The organism is Micromonospora sp. URMC 107, from assembly GCF_051386315.1.
GTDB lineage: Bacteria > Actinomycetota > Actinomycetes > Mycobacteriales > Micromonosporaceae > Micromonospora.
The window spans coordinates 1-16,894 of the sequence record NZ_JBPQTK010000043.1 but is presented as its reverse complement, the minus strand read 5'-3'; the positions used below and the strand labels follow the sequence as shown (position 1 = coordinate 16,894).

Below are 16,894 nucleotides of genomic sequence, written 5' to 3'. Positions count from 1 at the left end.
CGCCGAGGGGCCCCGCCCGCGGGGCGGCTCAGCCGTCGAGCCGGCGCACCATGTTCATGATCGTCTCCAGCTGGGCACCGCCCTTGATCGGGTAGTTGGTCGCGCCCAGGTAGCCCCACCAGTCCCAGCGGCCGTTCGGGTTGGTGGCCGCGGTGCTCGCCTGGGGATACAGCACGATCAGCTGGTTGCGGTCCACGAAGGCGGTGCCGACCGCGCCGTGGCCCTGGAGGCAGCCGTGCAGGGCGACGAGCAGCCGCCACGACCCGCCGGCGTGTCCCGGGATCGACACCGGATCGTGGCGGCCGGCGGGGCGGCCCTCACTCGGCACGCCAGACGGCATCGCGGGGCGGACCGGGCTCGGCCCAGCACAACCCGCCCCTCGCCTCCACGCCCGGCAGGCCGTCGACCATCCGGCTGATGTCCACCACGGACGCCAGCGCCACCACGACGTCGTTGCGCAGGTCCGCCACCGCCGCCGCGAGGTCGTCCGCCTCCGCCGACCAGTCGATGTCCGCCGCCCGCAGATCGGCCACCGCGTGGTCGGTGAGCACCTGCGGGTCGGTCACGGCCACCGTGAGCCGACAGTAGACGTTGAGGGTGAGCGGTTCCGGGGCGCCGACGTCGGTCATGCCCCCAGCATGACCCACCCGGTTTGATCGGGGCCAGCCACTTTCACTTAGGGCTTGACCTAAGTGACGGGCGCGGGCATACTTAGGCTCATGCCTAAGCAATCGGGCGGCGGAGACGGAAGCGACGACGGGGCCCTGGACGACGTGTTCCACGCGCTGTCGGACCCGACCCGCCGCCGGGTCGTCGAGATCCTGGGCCGGGGGCCCGCGACGACCAGCGAGCTCGCTCGTCCGTTTGACATGGCACTGCCGTCGTTCACCCAGCACCTGGGCGTCCTCGAGCGCTCCGGCCTGGTGACGTCGGAGAAGAAGGGGCGGGTGCGGACCTACCGGCTCGCCCCCGGGCCGCTCGCGCACGTCGACACCTGGCTCGCCGGTCAGCGCGCGATGTGGTCCCGCCGCCTCGACCAGCTCGACTCGTTTCTCCACGACCTGAAGGAGCAGCAGACATGACCGCCTACCCGAGTGTGAACGACAATCTCGACCTCGTCCTGGAGCGCACCGTCGACGTCGCACCCGAGCTGGTCTGGAAGGCCTGGACCACGCCCGAGCTGGTCGTGCAGTGGTTCGCCCCGCGGCCCTGGTCGACCTCGTCCTGCGAGATCGACCTTCAGCCCGGCGGCAGGTTCCACACCGTGATGCGCTCGCCCGAGGGCGAGGAGTACCCGAACACCGGCTGCATCCTGGTCGTCGAGGAGGGCTCGACGTTGATCTTCACCTCAGGACTGGGCCCCGGCTTCCGCCCCCAGGTCGCCGGCGACGACTTCCCGTTCACCGCGATCATCAGGCTCGAGCGCGCCGGCAACGGCACGAAGTACACCGCCACGGCGATCCACGCCGACGCCTCGGCGAAGAAGTCACACGAGGAGATGGGCTTCGTCGAGGGCTGGAGCGCCGCGCTGGACCAGCTGGTCGAGGTCGTCAAGGGCCGCTGACGGCCGTGGCGGCGGCGACGGGCGACGACACGGCGCTCGTCAGATGTTGGAGGAGTCGATCGGCACGTCGGTCGGCAGGGCCGGCGCGCCGGCCAGCGGGGCCTCGGTGCGGCAGGACAACCCCAGCGTGTAGGCGGTCATCGACAGCGACCCGTACGCGTACCCGTTCACCAGCACCTCCGCGCCGTTGCCGGCGGCGCCGGCGAGGCCGGCGAGGTAGAGCAGCGGAATGAAGTGGTCCGGCGTCGGCACGGCCCGGTCGAAGTCGCGGTGGGCGTCGAGCGAGGCCGCCTCGGTCGGCTCGCCGAGCATGACCTCCTTCGCCGCCTCGTCGAACCGCCGCGCCCAGTCGAAGCCCTCGTCGGCCATGCGCGGGTCCACCCCCCGCAGGTTGTGCACCACGTTGCCGCTGGCGACGACGAGCACTCCACGCTCGCGTAACGGGGCGAGCCTCGCGCCCAGGCCCAGGTGGTAGTCCGGGCCCTTGAACGCGTTGATGCTCAACTGCACGACCGGAACGTCCGCGTCGGGAAACGCGTGGGTGAGCACCGACCAGGTGCCGTGGTCGATCCCCCACGAGTCGACGTCCGCACCGACCCAGGTGGGCTGGACGACCTCGCCGATCTCCTCGGCCAGCTCCGGCAGGCCGGGCGCCGGGTAGCGGACGTCGAACAGCTCCTGCGGGAAGCCGTAGAAGTCGTGGATCGTCCTCGGCCGGGGCATCGCGGTGACGGCCGTGGCGCCGATGTACCAGTGGGCCGACACCACCAGGATCGCCCGCGGCCGCGGGACCGCCCGCCCGAAGGCACGCCACGCCTGCGTGTAGCGGTTGAGCTCCAGGGCGTTCGTCGGACTGCCGTGACCGATGAACGCGGCCGGCATCACCGCCGGGACGGTCGCGCTGCTCATGCTGCTCCCCCCGAGGGCGATGGTGACCTGAGCGTAACCATCGTCGGAGGGAGCAGCCGCCTCAACGCCGGCCGCGACCGGTTGTCACCGGCCGAGGCCGACGGTCGCCGTCAGCCGGATATCTCGCGCCAGGCGGGGTGGTTGCCGCGCCAGGCGCCGGCCAAAATGACCGCCGACGTCCGCCCGGGGCATTCCTGCACCCGGGAGCGGCCGGATTCGCCGCCGATCCGTACCTGTACGTCCCAACGCTGCCCGTCAGTGCGGATATACACGTCCCGACGCCCGCGCTGGGACGTGTCGCCGTTCCACCAGTGTTCTTCGACCCTCACCCAGCGACCGTATAGCAGTTGGCCCGCGGACGACACGGCCGGTGGCGGTGGAGATCGACGCCGGACGGGGGAACGCCGGTCAGGCGGACTCCCCCGGCGCCAGGTGACGGTAGCCGCGCACGGTCTCGGCGAACCAGCCGTTCACGCTGGTCAGGCCGCGCTCGTTGAGCTGGGCGTCGTGGATCGGGAACACCCGCTCGGCCCCGACGGCGTCGGCGAAGTCGATCGCCTCGGTGAGCTTCAGCCAGGATGCCTGTGCCGGGACCAACAGCGTCTCGACGGGCCGGTCCGGCCGGTGCAGGGAGTCGCCCGGGTGGTAGACGGCGTCGCCGACGAGGTAGCCCAGGTTGGCGCAGTCGGGCTGGCCGCCGTGGATGGTCGCGTGCCGACCGCCGAGCGCGGTGACGGCGAGACCGGCGGCGGTGAACCGTTGACCGGCGCGGACCCTGGTCACGGGCAGCGGCGCCAGATCGGGCAGCGCGGCGCCCTCCGGCGCGAAGACCGGCACGCCGAGGCCCGCCAACCGGAGCACGTCGACGTGGTCGGTGTGCTCGTGGGTGACCAACACGGCGTCCGCGCCGGCCAGGGCCCGTGGCTCGCTCCAGGTGCCGGGGTCGATGACCAGCACGCCGCCGTCGTGCTCCAGCCGGACGCAGGAGTGGGTGAACTTCGTGATCCGCACCCGCCGACCGTACGCCGGCGTCCCCGCGACGGCAGCCCTCCCCGCGCCCCGCTCGCCGCTCCCGCCGCTGACACCCGGCGGACGCGACCGGTCGGGGCGGGCGGGCGACTCGGGCACCCGACCCGCGTGAGAGGCTGGGGCGGAAGGGAGTGCCGACATGAGCGACTACGGCCACCCGCTGGCATTCGGGGCGTTCCTGACGCCCGGCAACGCCGAGCCCGGGCGGGTGGTGGGCCTCGCCATGCTGGCCGAGCAGGTCGGGTTCGACCTGGTCACCTTCCAGGACCACCCCTACCAGCCCGCGTTTCTCGACACGTGGACGCTGATGAGCTTCGTGGCGGCCCGGACCGGCACGGTGCGGCTGGCCGCCAACGTGACGAACCTGCCGCTGCGCCCGCCGGCCGTGCTCGCCCGCAGCGTGGCGAGCCTCGACCTGCTCAGCGGCGGGCGGGTGGAGCTCGGCCTGGGCGCCGGCGCGTTCTGGGAGGCCATCGAGGCGATGGGCGGCCGCCGGCTCTCCCCCGGGCAGGGCGTGCGGGCCCTGGCCGAGGCGATCGACGTCATCCGCCAGGTCTGGGACGTCGACGCGCGCGGCGGCGTCCGGGTCGACGGCGAGTTCCACCGGGTGGTCGGCGCGAAGCGGGGCCCCGCCCCCGCCCACGACGTGGGCATCTGGCTCGGCGCGTACAAGCCGCGGATGCTGGCGTTGACCGGGAGCCGGGCCGACGGGTGGCTGCCGTCGCTGGGCTACCTGCAACCCGGCGACCTCGGCAAAGGCAACACGATCATCGACGACTCCGCGCGGGAGGCCGGCCGGGAGCCGGCCGACGTGCGCCGCCTGCTCAACGTCACCGGCCGCTTCGCCCCCGTCGGCCGGGGACCGCTGCACGGGCCCGCCGAGCAGTGGGCCGAGGAGCTGGCGGACCTCGCGCTCAGCGACGGGGTCAGCACCTTCATTCTGGGCAGCGACGACCCCGAGGACCTGCGGCGCTTCGCCGCCGAGGTGGCTCCCGCCGTCCGCGAACTCGTGGCCGGCGAGCGCGCGGCCGGCACCGCGCCCGCCGCGGCCCCGCCGGCGGCCGGGCCGGCCCCGGCGGCGGCGCCGGCCGCTCCCCGCCCGCCCGCCGGATCCTTCGCCGTCGTGCCGACGCCCGACGACGGCGTGCGCCGCAGCGCGATCCGGGTCTGGGACGAGACCACGCGGCCCACCGGCCCACCGCCGGACCCGGCGCGCACCTACACCCCGCACGACCAGGCCGGCGCCCAGCACCTCATCGACGTGCACGACGGGTTGCGCGCCGAGCTGACCCGGCTGTACGACCTGGTGGAGCAGGTGGGCGCCGGGCTGGTCGACGCGGGCACGGCGCGCTCGCACATCAACACCATGACCATCCGCCAGAACAAGTGGACCCTCGGCACGTACTGCGAGTCGTACTGCCGGGTGGTCACCACCCACCACACGCTGGAGGACCGGGGCACCTTCCCGCACCTGCGCCGGGGCGACGCCCGCCTCGCCCCGGTGCTGGACCGCCTCGAGCAGGAGCACCACGCGATCCACGACGTGCTGGAGCGGGTGGACCGCGCGCTTGTCGCGTTCGTCTCCGTCACCGACGGGATGGCGGAGCTGCGCGCGGCGGTCGACCTGCTCAGCGACACGCTGCTGTCCCACCTCGCGTACGAGGAACGCGAGCTCGTCGAGCCCATCGCCCGGCTCGGCCTGAACTGAACCGGCCGTCGCGCGGCGCCCGGGTGGCGGAGGATCGGGGCATGCCGCGACGACCCGGGCGGGGACACCGCCGCCTGCCGCACACCGCCGACGTCCGCATCGAGGCGTGGGCGCCGAGCCGCGAGGAGTGCGTCGCCGAGGCGGTCGCCGCGCTGGTCGGCACGTTCGTCGACCCCGCCGGGGCGCGGCCGGGCCCGCGGCGGGAGTTCCGCGCGCCGGCCGGCGAGGACGACGCGGACCTGCTGGTGGGCGTACTCGACGAGGTGATCTTCCGGATGGAGACGGCGGGTGAGCTGCCGCTGCACACCGAGGTGGCCGACGACGGCGCCGGCGGCCTGGTGGTGCGCTGGCGCACGACGGACACCGACGCCGTCGAGCTGGTCGGCGCGGTGCCAAAGGCCGTCTCCCTGCACGGGTTGCGCTTCGGCCCCGACGGCGAGGGCTGGTCCTGCGCGGTGACGCTGGACGTGTGAGCCGCCCGCTCACCCCTCCCCACGCCGCGTGCCGCTCAGCCCTTCACCACGCCCAGCGGGACCAGCCGGGCCACCTTCCGACACAGCCCGGCGCCCTCGGCGGCGGCCACCACCGCCGAGACGTCCTTGTACGCCGTCGGCATCTCCTCGGCCAGGCCGCGCCGGGACGCGCCGCGCACCGCGATGTCCCGCGCCTCCAGCTGGGCACGCGGGTCCTGCCCGCGCTCCGACCGCACGGCCTGCTTGCGGCTCTGCACCCGGCCGGCCCCGTGGCAGGTGGACGCGAAGGCCGGCGCCCCCGGCACGCCGGTGAGCACGTACGAGCCGGTGCCCATGGAGCCGGGGATCAGCACGGGCTGGCCCACGTCCCGCAGGTCGTCGGGCAGGTCGTCGTGGCCCGGCGGCAACGCGCGGGTGGCGCCCTTGCGGTGCACGCAGAGCGCGCGCCGCTCGCCGTCGACGTCGTGCGTCTCGATCTTCGCGAGGTTGTGCGAGATGTCGTAGACCAGGTCGAGGCGGCTGCCGGTGACCCGGGCGAAGACCCGCCGGGCGGCGTCGGTGAGCAGTTGCCGGTTCGCCCGGGCGTAGTTCGCGGCGGCGGCCATCGCGCCCAGGTAGGCGCGGCCCTCGGGCGAGGAGACCGGGGCGCAGGCGAGCTGCCGGTCCGGCACGTGGATGCCGTGGCGGGACATCACCTTCTCCATCCTGCGCACGTAGTCGGTGCAGATCTGGTGGCCCAGCCCCCGGGACCCGCAGTGGATCATCACGCAGACCTGGCCGGGGCGCAGCCCGAAGGCGGTGGCGGCGGTGTCGTCGTACACCTCCTCGACGGCCTGCACCTCCAGGAAGTGGTTGCCGGAGCCGAGGCTGCCGACCTGGCGCGCGCCGCGCTCGATCGCCCGCTCGCTGACCCGCGCCGGATCGGCGTCGCCGACGGCGCCGGTGTCCTCGCAGCGGTACAGGTCCCGCTCGACGCCGAAGCCGCGCTCCACGGCGTACCGGGAGCCGCCGCGCAGCACCGCGTCGAGTTCCGCGCGTGTCGACAGGTGCCACACCGCGCCCCTGCCCATGCCGCGCGGGGTGGCCTCGCCCAGCCCGTCCATCAGCGCGTCCAACCGGGGCCGCAACCCGTCGCGGTCGGTGTCGGCGGCGAGCAGCCGGACGCCGCAGGAGATGTCGAAGCCCACCCCGCCGGGCGAGACCACGCCGCCGTGCGCGACATCGGTGGCGGCCACCCCGCCGATCGGGAACCCGTAGCCCCAGTGCACGTCGGGCATGGCGTACGAGGCGCCGACGATGCCGGGCAGCGTGGCGACGTTCGCGACCTGCTCCAGCGACTTGTCCTCGCCGGCGTCGGGCAGCAGGGACCGGGACGCGAACACCACCCCCGGCACCCGCATCGGGTCGTGCCGGTCGATCCGGAAGCGGTACGGCGACTCCTCGACCAGCTCCATTCCCGGCGGCTACCCGGGCGGACGGTCCTTACACCCGCTCGCCGGCGGCCGGCCGCCGCATCGCCCAGACGTCGGGTCCGCCGTCGGGCACCCGCGCCTGGCCGGTGACGTCGAACCCGAGCCGCCGGTAGAACCGCACGTTCGGCTCCGAGGAGGTCTCCAACACGACGGGCAGGCCGGACCGGTCGGCCTCGGTGAGGCCGGGCCGCAACACCCGGGCACCCAGCCCTCGGCCCTGGTCGGACCGGCGCACGCCCACGGTGGCGAGCAGGAACGCCGGCTCGGCCGACCGCAGCGAGGCGCAGGCCGCGTCGGCGGCGCGCAGCGCCGACTGCCGGTCGCCGGCCAGCTCCGCGTTGCGCGCCGCGACACCGGCCCAGACCTCGTCGGGCACCGGCCGGTCCGGGCGCAGCCAGACCGCCACCGCCGCCGGCCGCCCGTCGGGGTCGACCGCCGCCCAGACGTCACCGTAGGGCAGCCCGACGGCGTCGACGGTGCCGGCGAACATCGCCTCCAGCCGCTCCCGGTGCCGGTCGGCCGCCACCGTCCAGGTCATCCAGGGGTACCCGTCGAAGGCGTCGGCCAGCACGGCAGCCGCCGCCGCGGTCGACTCCGGCCCGATCCGGCGTACCTCGAACTCCATGCCGTCCTCCTCGCGCGCCGCCACGCGGCCGGCGCAGTGCGCGATCATGCCACGGCGTCCGGGGCCGGCGCGCGGGATTAACAGGCCCGCCCCGGGTGCCTCAGAGCCGGTAGAACGCCCGGTAGCGGCGGATCAGCCGCCACTGCACCAGCACCGCCGCCACGGTCAGCAGGATCATCACGAGGGTCGCGGCGGCCGCGTAGCCGTAGCGCAGGTACTCGAAGCCGGTGCGGTAGACGAACAGCGACAGGTAGGTGGTGGCGTACGGGGGCGGGCCGCCGTCGGTCACCACGAAGGCCGGCACGAAGGAGAAGTGCAGGCTCTGGATGGCGTCGCGCACCGCCAGCAGCCCGAGCACGGGCGCCATCAGCGGCAGCGTGACCCGGCGGAACACGTCCCAGCCGGTGGCGTCCTCGATCGCCGCCATCTCGTAGACGTCGCGGGGCAGCGCCCGGCGGGCGGCCAGCAGCACCACGAAGGTCTCCCCCACGGTGAACAGGCTCATTCCGATGATCGCCGCGCGGGCGTCGGTCGGGTCGGTGAGCCACTGCGGCGGGGTGCGTCCCAGCGCCGTCAGGCCGTTCTCCCCGCCCGTGCGCAGCAGCTGGTTGATCGGGCCGTAGAGCGGGTTGAGCAGCCAGAGCCAGAGCAGCCCGTAGGCGATCTCCGGCACCGCGGTCGGCAGCACCGCCGCGGTGCGGGCGCTGCCGACGCCGAGCGCCCGGCGGTGCAGCAGTAGCGCCAGGCCGAGGGCGAAGAGCACCCGCAGCGGTACGGCCACCAGCGCGAAGACCAGCGAGTTGGTCAGCGACACCCGGAACACCGGGTCGTCCAGCAGCGCCGCGAAGTTGTCCAGCCCCACCCAGCGGGGCGGACGCAGCAGGTCGTACTCGGTGAAGGCCAGCGCCAGGGTGACCGCGGCGGGCAGCAGCACCAGCCCGACCAGCCCGACCAGGTACGGCGTCAGCATCAGCGCCAACTGCCGGCGCGAGCGGCGGTCCGGGCTCGTCACGGGGCGTACCGGCGCCCGGAGCCGGCGTGGAAGACGTGCACGTCGTCCCAGCGCACGCCGACGCGTACCGCCGCGCCGCGGTCGGGCCGGCGGGCGGCCGGCACCCGGGCGACGACGGGGTGGCCGCCGTCGAGGGTCAGGTACGCGTACGCGTCCTCGCCCACCACCTCGACCCGCTCGACGGTGGCCGCCGCGCCGTCGGTCGCGTCCAGGGTGACCGCCTCGGGCCGGAAGCCGATCTCCAGCCGGCCGGACTCGGTGACGGTCGCCCCGCGCGGTGCCGTGCCCGTGGGCCGCACCGGCCCGTGCGCGGGGAGCAGGTTCATCGCCGGGGAACCGACGAAACGGGCGACGAAGGTGGTGGCCGGGGTACGCCAGATCTCGTCGGGGGTGCCGACCTGCTCGATGCGCCCGTCGCGCAGCACGGCGATCCGGTCGGCGAGCACCAGCGCCTCGGTCTGGTCGTGGGTGACGTGCACCATCGTCGCGCCCAGCCGGTCGTGCAGGGCCCGCAGCTCGGCGCGCATCTGCACCCGCAGCGCCAGGTCGAGGTTGGACAGCGGCTCGTCGAGCAGGAACACGTCCGGCTCGCGGACCAGCGCCCGGGCCAGCGCCACCCGCTGCCGTTCCCCGCCGGAGAGCTGCCCGGGCCGCCGGTCCAGCAGGGCGGCGCAGCCGACGGTCTCCGCCGCCGCGCGGGCCCGCTCCCGGGCCACCGCGCGAGGCGTGTCGCGCACCTCAAGGCCGAAGGCGATGTTCTCCGCCACGCTCAGGTGCGGGAAGAGCGCGTACGACTGGAACACCATCGACACGTTGCGCCGGCCCGGACGCTCGGTGGTGACGTCGCGGCCGGCGATGCGGACGCGGCCGGCGGTGACCGGCTCCAGGCCGGCGACGACCCGCAGCACGGTCGACTTGCCGGCCCCCGACGGGCCGAGCACCACCAGCAGCTCCCCCCGGGCGACGCTGAGGTCCACCTCGTGCAGGACGGTCGCACCCCGGTACGCGGCCGAGACGCCGGCCAGGGCGAGGCCCGGATCGCTCACCCGTGCTCCCCGCGGGCGAAGATCGGCCGGGTCTGCCGGTCGAGGTCGCGGATGACGTCGTCGAGCCGGTCGCCCCGGTGCACGGCGTTCTCCAGGATGCCGTAGGTGACGTCCTCGATCTCCGGCCAGGTGGAGACGGTCGGCAGCGCCCGGACGGTGGGGATGGCGTCGAGGAAGACCTTCGCGCTGCGCGGCGGCTGGGCCGGGCCGAGGAACGCGGGCGACCGCGACACCTCGATGTGCGACGGGACGGTACGGCCGGTGGCCGCGATGATCCGCTGGCCCTCCTCGGCGATGGCGAACTCCAGGAACCGCCACGCGGCGTCCTTGTGCTTCGCGCCCCGGGTCATGCAGTACGCGTCGGAGTGCAGCACGCCGACCTGCTCCTTGTAGACCGGCAGCGGGGCGACGTCCCACTCGAAGCCGGTGATCGAGCGGAAGGTGGTCGTGGAGCGGCGGGAACTCATGAGCATGGCGAGCCGGCCGTTGGCGAACCGCGACTCGTCGTCCTCGGCCTCCACCTCCTCGTCGGTGGGCACCACCCCGTACGCCAGCCGCAGGTCGACGAGGTTCTTCAGCGCCTCCCGGGCCGCCGGGGTGTCCAGGGTCAGCCGGGTCGGCTTCGCCGGGTCGTCGACGATCTCGCCGCCGGCCGACCAGACGAACGGGGCGAGTCGGATGATCGACGGCTCCACGCCGAGGCCGTGCACGGCCGGGCGCCGCGCCGCGCCCTCGCTCTCGGTGGCCTTGACCACCACGCCGCGGGAGTCGCGGGTCATCGCCGTCGCCGTGGTTACCAGGTCGTTCCAGGTCCAGCCGGCCCTCGGCTCCGGCACCCCGTACTTCGCGAACAGGGTGCGGTTGTAGTAGACGGCCAGGCTGGAGACGTTCTGCGGCAGGCAGAGCTGCCGGTCCTTCCACCGGAAGGCGTCCCACGCCACCGGGTAGTAGTCGGCCGGGTCGACAACCTCGGAGGCGGCCAGCCGGTCGTCCAGCGGCTCGATGACGTCCTTGGCGGCGAACTGGCCGTAGAAGCGGTAGTTCATCAGAAACAGGTCCGGCGGGGCGCCGCCGGCCACGGAGGTGGCCAGCCGGGCAAGCAGGTCCTTGCGGTCGCTGGCCTCGACGAGTTGCACGTCGGCGCCGGGGCGGGCCTTCTCGTACGCCTCGACGAGGGTGCGGTAGGCGGCGAGTTCCTCGGGGGCCCCGAAGACCAGCAGCCGCACCGGCCCGTCGGCGGACGACCCGGAGCCCGAGCCGCACCCGGTGGCGGCCAGCACGGCGGTGAGCAGCAGCGCGAGCAGCGCCTTCGGTCGCATGGTCGGTCCCGTCCTCGGTCGCATCGTCAGTCTCGTCCCGTCGGGTCGTCGTGGTGGAGGAAGCGCCGCTGGGCGAGCACGAAGACGGCCAGCGCCGGTGCCGTGGCCAGCACCGCGCCGGCCAGGAACACCGGGAAGTTCGTCGGGTCCAGCACCGACAGGGAGCGCAGCGCCAGCGGCAGGGTGAACAGCTCGCGGTCGTAGACGTAGACCAGCGGGTCGAGGAAGTTCGACCAGGTGAGCACGAAGGTCAGCGCGGTGAGGCCGGCGGTGACCGGGCGGACCAGCGGCAGGGCGACCCGCCACCAGGTGCGCAGCGGCGAGAGGTCCGCCACCAGGCAGGCGTCGTAGAGGTCGGTCGGCAGCGCCCGGAACGCCAGGTAGTAGACCAGGACGTAGAGCGGCGAGGTGCCCAGCAACGCCGGAGCGACCAGCGGCACCAGGGTGTCGGTCAGGCCGAGCGCCCGGAAGATCGCGAAGCGGGGCACGAGCAGCGCCGTGGCCGGCACCATCAGCGCGACCAGGGAGGCCGCCACGACGACGGCGGTGGCGCGCGGGGAGATCCGGGCCAGCGCGAAGCCGGCCAGCGAGGCGACGAGCACGCTCAGCGGCACCGCGACGACCGCGACCAGGACCGAGTTGAGCGAGGCGCGCAGCAGCCCGCCCAGCTCGACGGCCTGCTGGTAACCGGTGGTGGAGACCGGATCCGGCACGAGCTGCGGGGTGGGCGGCGGCGGCAGGCCCGGCTCGGTGAGCGAGCCGGAGAGCAGCAGCAGCAGCGGCGGGACGAAGACGAGCAGGACGAAGGCCGCGCCGAGGGTGCGCCAGGCGCGGCCGGCCACCTCGGGCAGCGGTGAGGGGCCGCGCGCGCGGCCCCTCACCGTGTCGTTGCCGATGGTCGCCTTCCTCAGAGCGTGAGCTGCCAGGCGCCGAGGCCGTGCGAGGCGGCGTAGAGCAGCCGCTTGCCCGGCACGATGGTCAACCCGGCGACCTCCACGTTCGGCATGCCGCGGGCCGCCTTCACCCAGGTGGTGCTGCCCTTGGCGAGCCGCAGGACGCCGAAGTCGGTGGCCGCGTAGAGGGTGCCGGTGACGTCGTCGCGGACCAGGTCGGTGATCGGCTGGTCGCCGAAGTCGTACGACCGGTCGGTCCAGGTCGCGCCGGCGTCGGCCAGCCGCACCTCGAACGCGTGCCCCACGGTGGCCGGGGTGTTCGAGTTGAACCCGCTGTAGGAGACCCACGCCCGGGCCGGGTCGGCCGGGTCGACGTGGATGCTGGTGACGAAGCGGTTCGGCGTGGCGGCGGTGTCGATCCGCGTCCAGGTGACCGCCGACGCCGGCTCGGCGTCGACGTTGCGGGACACGAACACCCGACCGGTGCTGGTGGCCGCGTACGCCGTGGACGAGTCGGAGGCGACCCGCTCGACGACCGAGACGGCGCCGCCGGCCCGGTCGCCCCACGCGGCGTCGGTCAGGTTGACCGTGCCCAGCGGCGCGAAGTCGCCGCACTGCGCCTCGAAGGTGCCGGTCCAGGTGTTGCAGATCCGGTTGGCCTCGGCCAGGCTCCGGTCGCCCAGCCCGAACGTCTTCGTCCGGTAGACGGTGCGCGAGGTGCCGGCGAACATCGTGCCGCTCACCTTCGGGTCGGTGATCACCGGGGCGTAGAACAGGGTGCCCGGCTGCCCGAAGATCGGGTCCGAGATCGAGATCCAGCTGCCCACGTCGCCATTGGCGAAGTTCACCTCGGGCGAGGCGTCGTAGAAGGTGTGGAAGCGGAACTCCGGCTTGCCGACGTCGAAGCCGGACGCGCCGCCGTCACCGATCATCGTGTTGACCCAGCGCCGGCGCTCGCCCTTGTTCTCCCAGGTGCCGTTGTCCTGGGTGCCGCCCTGCAGCAGGCGGTGGTCGTGCGGGCTGGCCGAGAGGCTGATGAACTGCAGCGTGTTCATGCCCTTGTTGATGCCGTCCAGCTTCGACGGGATCTTCGACAGCATCTGCCGGCAGCGGTCCTTCTGCGCCTGCGTGGTCAGGTTGCGGTCCGGGTTGTCGCACCAGGCCGAGCGGTCCACGAACTGGCCGCTGGAGCGCATCACGCCACCGTCGTTGGCCTCGAAGAACTGGTACGGGTTGCGCGGGTTGGTGACCAGGGCGTGCTGGTCGGGGTGCAGGCCGTTGGGGTGCAGCTCGTCGGTGCCGTCGTAGGTCATGTCGGTGCCGCTGACGCCGGCGTCGGTGGAGAGGACCACCGCCCGCTTGTGGGCGACGGTCTCGCCGTAGACGTAGGAGCCGCCGGTGTAGACGATGTCCGGGTGCCCGGCCGGGGTGTGCACGAACACGTCGTACCAGCACTGGCCGGTGCACTGGTTGTAGGTGGCGTAGCCCGGGTCGGCCGGGTTGGCGCTGCTCAGGTCGGTGAACGCGGGGGCGGCGCCGGCCACGTCGTCGCTGCGGAACAGCCGCGAGTACGGGTTGCCGATGTTGCCCTCGTAGACGTACATGCGGGTCTTGCCGTTGGGCAGGGCGGTCACGTCGATCGCGGCCCGGGTCTGGAAGACCGCCGGGTTCAGCGAGGGCTTGATCTGCGTCCAGGTGGCGCCGGCGTCCGCGGAGCGCCACACCCCCCGGGCGTACGAGGAGGCGTAGACGGTGTTCGCGTCGCGCGGGTCGAGCTTGACGTAGCGCACGCCGCGCGGCGAGCAGGTGGCGGTGTTGTTGTACTCCGCGGCGCTGCCCGTGCACTGGGTGGCGTCGGCCGAGCCGTTGTGGATGAACTTCCAGTTCGCGCCGCCGTCGGTGGACTTGTAGAGGCCCCACTTCTCCGCGTCGGGCACGGGCCGGGTGACGCCGGTGCAGCAGGAGCTGGACATGCCGCGCAGGGCGGTGGTGGTGGCGACGTAGAGCGTCTTCGGGTCGCCGGGCTTGACGGTGATCTCACCGATGCCCTTGCCCGCGAGCGCGTCCTTGCCCAGCGGGCCGTTCCAGGTGACGCCGCCGTTGGTGGACTTGTAGAGGCCGACGCCGGCGACGCAGCCGGAGGCGCAGGTGTTCGCCTCGCCGGTGCCGACGTAGATGGTCAGCCCGGTCTTGTCGTTGCGGTCGATCTTGACCGAGCCGGCGGCGTTGATGCCGAGCGGCCCGCCCAGGTAGAACCACTTCGGCTCGGCCGCCAGGACGTTCAGGGTGCCCCAGACGCCGCCGCCGGCCGGCGTGACGTACGCCCGGCAGAGCAGGGCGTTGCAGTCCGGCGCGATGTCGATGGAGGTGACCCGGCCACCCGCGACGTACGCGTTCGGCACGTAGTTGGAGGCGTTGCGGAACTCGGTGAACGGGTAGAGGGCCTCGCTGGGGCCGATGTTGGTCCAGCCGCGGGTGCCGCCGGCACGCCGCTCCGCGGCGGCGTACGCCGACTTGGACCGGTCGACCTGGGCGATGCTGATCGTGTCGGCCGGGTACGCGCGCTCCAGGAACTCCTGCTGCGCGGCGTTGCCGGGTCCCTCCGGCGACATGCCGTCGCTGCCCGGCACGGCCTGGCGCAACCGCTCCATGTGGGCGCCGAGCGCGCCCGGCATCTCCCCGTCGCCGGCCGCGGCTACGGGGGCCGGCACCTGGGCCCCGGCGAAGTGGATTCCGATGAGCCCGGTCGACGCCACCAGGGCACCGACCGCCAGTCCTACGAGCAGATGGCGACGTCTGCGCTTCACGAGGTCCCTCCGGCAGATGACGGCGCCACCTCGGTGCGACCCTCCGGATTGGCGATCGTCGCTGGCAGCGTCCACGGTGGAGAATGGCAGAGCGCATCGACGCAGACAATCCCCTGCATGGATCGGGATCGACGCATGGTTGCATTCGCATGGAACGGGTAGTGCGCCAGCATGCCATCGCGTTACGAGAACTACCCGAGGATCGCCGTCGTCACGGGCGCCGATTCCGGCATCGGCCGGGCCTGCGCCGTCGCCCTCGCCGAGGCCGGCTTCGACGTCGGCGTCACCTGGCACCGCGACGCCGAGGGCGCCGAGCGGACCGCCGCCGAGGTGCGCGCCGCCGGCCGGCGCTGCGAGGTCGCCGAGCTGGACCTGACCCGGCTGCCGGGTGCCGACGCGGTCGTCGACGAGCTGGCCGAGCGCCTCGGCGGCCTCGGCGTGCTCGTCAACAACGCCGGCACCGGGGCCTCCACCCCGTTCGTCGACACCGGCTGGGAGCAGTGGCGCGAGGTGCTCTCCGTCGACCTCGACGGGCCGTTCCTGTGCGGACAGCGGGCCGCCCGGCGGATGCGCGCGGCGGGGCTGGGCGGACGGATCGTCAACATCACCAGCGTGCACGAGCACGCGCCCCGGGTCGGCTCGGCCGCGTACTGCGCCGCCAAGGGCGGGCTCGGCCTGCTGACCAAGGTCATGGCGCAGGAGTTGGCGGCGGACGGGATCACCGTCAACGCGGTCGCCCCGGGTGAGATCGCCACCCCGATGACCGGGCAGGAGGACGTCGACCCGTTCACCGAGGAGCGGCCCGGGGTGCCGGTCGGGCGGCCCGGCGACGCGCGGGAGGTGGCCGCCGTGGTCGCGCTGCTCGCCTCGCCCGCCGCCGCGTACGTCACCGGCGCGTCCTGGCCGGTGGACGGCGGCATGCTGATGATGGGCCCGCAGGCCAGCGCCCTGGAGTCGCACGGCTGGCGTTCGGTGGGGGAATGACCGGGGCCACGGCCACGCCCGCCGGGTAGCGCCGACGCGGGGTGAGCGGAGCCGGGGCGGGACGGCTCGCGACGGCCCGCCCGTCGGGTGCGGGCAGCCGCACCCCGCGGCCGGTGAGCAGGGCGGCGGCGGGACAATGGGAGCCTCCGCCCGCGAGGCCGCCGGCGGGATTCCCCCCGATCGGCAGGAGAACGGTCAGCGTGTCGCAAACCTCCGAGGCGACGCCGTCGGCGGACGGGCTGCGCGCCGACTGCGCCCGGTGCTTCGGGCTCTGCTGCGTCGCGCCCGCCTTCGCCGCGTCGGCCGACTTCGCCATCGACAAGCCCGCCGGCCGGCCCTGCCCGAACCTGCGGGCCGACTCGCGCTGCGGCATCCACGCCGACCTGCGCGACCGGGGCTTCCCCGGCTGCACCGTCTTCGACTGCTTCGGTGCCGGGCAGCGGGTGGCCCAGGACACCTTCGGCGGGCGGGACTGGCGCGACGCGCCGGAGACCGCCGCGCGGATGTTCGACACGTTCGCGGTGATGCGGCCGCTGCACGAGTTGCTCTGGTACCTGACCGAGGCGCTCGCGACGCGACCGCCGCAGCCGCTGCGCGACGAGTTGTCCGTCGCGCTCGACGAGACCGCGCGGCTCACCCGGGAGCCCGCCGGGACGCTGCTGGCACTCGACGTGGACGCGTACCGGGGGCGGGTCAACCCGCTGCTGTCGCGCGCCGGGGACGCGGCCCGGGCCCGGGGCGGCCGGCCGGGCGTGGACCGGCGGGGCGCCCACCTGTTCGGCGTCGACCTGCGCCGGGCCGACCTGCGCCGGGCCAACCTGCGCGGGGCGCTGCTGATCGGCGCCGACCTGCGCGGCGTCGACCTCGGCCTGGCCGACCTCACCGGCGCCGACCTGCGCGGGGCCGACCTGCGCGGCGCGGACCTGTCCGGCAGCCTGTTCCTGCACCAGTCGCAGCTCGACGCGGCCCGGGGCGACCGGCACACCGCCCTGCCGTCCGGCCGGACCCGCCCCGGGCACTGGTCACCGCTGTCCCTCACCCCCCTGCGCCGCC

The 16,894-nt window shown here is 74.1% G+C and carries 18 protein-coding genes; 6 read left to right on the top strand and 12 right to left on the bottom strand.

Translation table 11 applies throughout. From position 1 onward, the window contains the following. Positions 1 to 28: 28 nt before the first annotated feature. Positions 29 to 289, bottom strand: coding sequence for a hypothetical protein (locus ACSNN9_RS12720; RefSeq protein ID WP_436673249.1), 261 nt, complete (start codon positions 287 to 289; stop codon positions 29 to 31). Positions 290 to 317: 28 nt separating this feature from the next. Beyond that, positions 318 to 629 carry a hypothetical protein gene (locus ACSNN9_RS12715; RefSeq protein WP_436673248.1) on the bottom strand — a complete coding sequence of 104 codons (312 nt, stop codon included), beginning with the start codon at positions 627 to 629 and terminating at the stop codon, positions 318 to 320. 90 nt (positions 630 to 719) lie between these two features. Here ACSNN9_RS12715 and ACSNN9_RS12710 point away from each other — a divergent pair, with 90 nt between their 5' ends. Together ACSNN9_RS12710 and ACSNN9_RS12705 are read left to right on the top strand one after the other, a co-directional pair. Continuing rightward, positions 720 to 1,082, top strand: a complete 363-nt coding sequence (locus ACSNN9_RS12710; protein ID WP_436673247.1) for an ArsR/SmtB family transcription factor — start codon at positions 720 to 722, stop codon at positions 1,080 to 1,082. Continuing rightward, positions 1,079 to 1,564: an SRPBCC family protein gene (locus ACSNN9_RS12705; protein ID WP_436673246.1), complete on the top strand. Its 486-nt coding sequence runs from the start codon at positions 1,079 to 1,081 to the stop codon at positions 1,562 to 1,564. The genes ACSNN9_RS12710 and ACSNN9_RS12705 overlap by 4 nt, the downstream gene beginning before the upstream one ends. 39 nt (positions 1,565 to 1,603) lie before the next feature. Here the strand turns inward: ACSNN9_RS12705 and ygiD are convergent, their stop codons facing one another. The 3 genes from ygiD to ACSNN9_RS12690 all read right to left on the bottom strand — a co-directional run bounded on the left by ygiD (position 1,604) and on the right by ACSNN9_RS12690 (position 3,484). Further along, entirely contained in the window at positions 1,604 to 2,473 is an 870-nt protein-coding gene (gene ygiD, locus ACSNN9_RS12700) for a 4,5-DOPA dioxygenase extradiol (protein ID WP_436673245.1), read from the bottom strand. 110 nt (positions 2,474 to 2,583) lie between these two features. Continuing rightward, complete coding sequence (locus ACSNN9_RS12695) at positions 2,584 to 2,802, bottom strand: hypothetical protein (RefSeq protein ID WP_357883799.1); 219 nt, start codon at positions 2,800 to 2,802, stop codon at positions 2,584 to 2,586. Between the two features lie 79 nt (positions 2,803 to 2,881). Further along, positions 2,882 to 3,484, bottom strand: coding sequence for an MBL fold metallo-hydrolase (locus tag ACSNN9_RS12690; protein WP_357883802.1), 603 nt, complete (start codon positions 3,482 to 3,484; stop codon positions 2,882 to 2,884). Between the two features lie 157 nt (positions 3,485 to 3,641). Here ACSNN9_RS12690 and ACSNN9_RS12685 point away from each other — a divergent pair, with 157 nt between their 5' ends. Together ACSNN9_RS12685 and ACSNN9_RS12680 are read left to right on the top strand one after the other, a co-directional pair. Next, positions 3,642 to 5,210 (top strand): LLM class flavin-dependent oxidoreductase, encoded by a 1,569-nt coding sequence (locus ACSNN9_RS12685; RefSeq protein ID WP_436673244.1) that lies wholly within the window; start codon positions 3,642 to 3,644, stop codon positions 5,208 to 5,210. A 41-nt stretch (positions 5,211 to 5,251) separates the two neighbouring features. Then, a complete protein-coding gene (locus ACSNN9_RS12680; RefSeq protein ID WP_436673243.1) occupies positions 5,252 to 5,683 on the top strand; it encodes an archease in 432 nt (143 codons plus the stop codon). Positions 5,684 to 5,718: 35 nt separating this feature from the next. On the opposite strand, the gene ACSNN9_RS12675 is transcribed toward ACSNN9_RS12680, so the two are convergent. From ACSNN9_RS12675 to ACSNN9_RS12645, 7 genes are all read right to left on the bottom strand, one after another. Then, complete coding sequence (locus tag ACSNN9_RS12675; protein WP_436673242.1) at positions 5,719 to 7,137, bottom strand: RtcB family protein; 1,419 nt, start codon at positions 7,135 to 7,137, stop codon at positions 5,719 to 5,721. Between the two features lie 28 nt (positions 7,138 to 7,165). Beyond that, a complete protein-coding gene (locus ACSNN9_RS12670) occupies positions 7,166 to 7,780 on the bottom strand; it encodes a GNAT family N-acetyltransferase (RefSeq protein WP_436673275.1) in 615 nt (204 codons plus the stop codon). 100 nt (positions 7,781 to 7,880) lie between these two features. Continuing rightward, complete coding sequence (locus tag ACSNN9_RS12665; protein WP_357881537.1) at positions 7,881 to 8,750, bottom strand: carbohydrate ABC transporter permease; 870 nt, start codon at positions 8,748 to 8,750, stop codon at positions 7,881 to 7,883. Between the two features lie 38 nt (positions 8,751 to 8,788). Continuing rightward, positions 8,789 to 9,838 carry an ABC transporter ATP-binding protein gene (locus ACSNN9_RS12660; protein ID WP_436673241.1) on the bottom strand — a complete coding sequence of 350 codons (1,050 nt, stop codon included), beginning with the start codon at positions 9,836 to 9,838 and terminating at the stop codon, positions 8,789 to 8,791. Beyond that, complete coding sequence (locus tag ACSNN9_RS12655) at positions 9,835 to 11,157, bottom strand: ABC transporter substrate-binding protein (protein WP_436673240.1); 1,323 nt, start codon at positions 11,155 to 11,157, stop codon at positions 9,835 to 9,837. The genes ACSNN9_RS12660 and ACSNN9_RS12655 overlap by 4 nt, the downstream gene beginning before the upstream one ends. 26 nt (positions 11,158 to 11,183) lie before the next feature. Next, a complete protein-coding gene (locus tag ACSNN9_RS12650; RefSeq protein ID WP_436673239.1) occupies positions 11,184 to 12,038 on the bottom strand; it encodes a carbohydrate ABC transporter permease in 855 nt (284 codons plus the stop codon). A 26-nt stretch (positions 12,039 to 12,064) separates the two neighbouring features. Next, positions 12,065 to 14,857 carry a WD40/YVTN/BNR-like repeat-containing protein gene (locus tag ACSNN9_RS12645; RefSeq protein WP_436673238.1) on the bottom strand — a complete coding sequence of 931 codons (2,793 nt, stop codon included), beginning with the start codon at positions 14,855 to 14,857 and terminating at the stop codon, positions 12,065 to 12,067. Between the two features lie 171 nt (positions 14,858 to 15,028). Here ACSNN9_RS12645 and ACSNN9_RS12640 point away from each other — a divergent pair, with 171 nt between their 5' ends. Together ACSNN9_RS12640 and ACSNN9_RS12635 are read left to right on the top strand one after the other, a co-directional pair. Further along, positions 15,029 to 15,841 (top strand): SDR family oxidoreductase, encoded by an 813-nt coding sequence (locus ACSNN9_RS12640; RefSeq protein WP_436673237.1) that lies wholly within the window; start codon positions 15,029 to 15,031, stop codon positions 15,839 to 15,841. Positions 15,842 to 16,041: 200 nt separating this feature from the next. Continuing rightward, on the top strand, positions 16,042 to 16,894 hold an 853-nt coding region (locus ACSNN9_RS12635), incomplete at its 3' end, for a pentapeptide repeat-containing protein (RefSeq protein WP_436673236.1).

What these genes read in the sequence shown, in the direction of transcription:
- ACSNN9_RS12715 (WP_436673248.1), bottom strand. Translation starts at nt 629, where the DNA reads ATGACCGACGTCGGCGCCCCGGAACCGCTCACCCTCAACGTCTACTGT.
- ACSNN9_RS12710 (WP_436673247.1), top strand. Translation starts at nt 720, where the DNA reads ATGCCTAAGCAATCGGGCGGCGGAGACGGAAGCGACGACGGGGCCCTG.
- ACSNN9_RS12705 (WP_436673246.1), top strand. Translation starts at nt 1,079, where the DNA reads ATGACCGCCTACCCGAGTGTGAACGACAATCTCGACCTCGTCCTGGAG.
- ygiD (WP_436673245.1), bottom strand. Translation starts at nt 2,473, where the DNA reads ATGAGCAGCGCGACCGTCCCGGCGGTGATGCCGGCCGCGTTCATCGGT.
- ACSNN9_RS12685 (WP_436673244.1), top strand. Translation starts at nt 3,642, where the DNA reads ATGAGCGACTACGGCCACCCGCTGGCATTCGGGGCGTTCCTGACGCCC.
- ACSNN9_RS12680 (WP_436673243.1), top strand. Translation starts at nt 5,252, where the DNA reads ATGCCGCGACGACCCGGGCGGGGACACCGCCGCCTGCCGCACACCGCC.
- ACSNN9_RS12675 (WP_436673242.1), bottom strand. Translation starts at nt 7,137, where the DNA reads ATGGAGCTGGTCGAGGAGTCGCCGTACCGCTTCCGGATCGACCGGCAC.
- ACSNN9_RS12670 (WP_436673275.1), bottom strand. Translation starts at nt 7,780, where the DNA reads ATGGAGTTCGAGGTACGCCGGATCGGGCCGGAGTCGACCGCGGCGGCG.
- ACSNN9_RS12665 (WP_357881537.1), bottom strand. Translation starts at nt 8,750, where the DNA reads ATGCTGACGCCGTACCTGGTCGGGCTGGTCGGGCTGGTGCTGCTGCCC.
- ACSNN9_RS12655 (WP_436673240.1), bottom strand. Translation starts at nt 11,157, where the DNA reads ATGCGACCGAAGGCGCTGCTCGCGCTGCTGCTCACCGCCGTGCTGGCC.
- ACSNN9_RS12640 (WP_436673237.1), top strand. Translation starts at nt 15,029, where the DNA reads ATGCCATCGCGTTACGAGAACTACCCGAGGATCGCCGTCGTCACGGGC.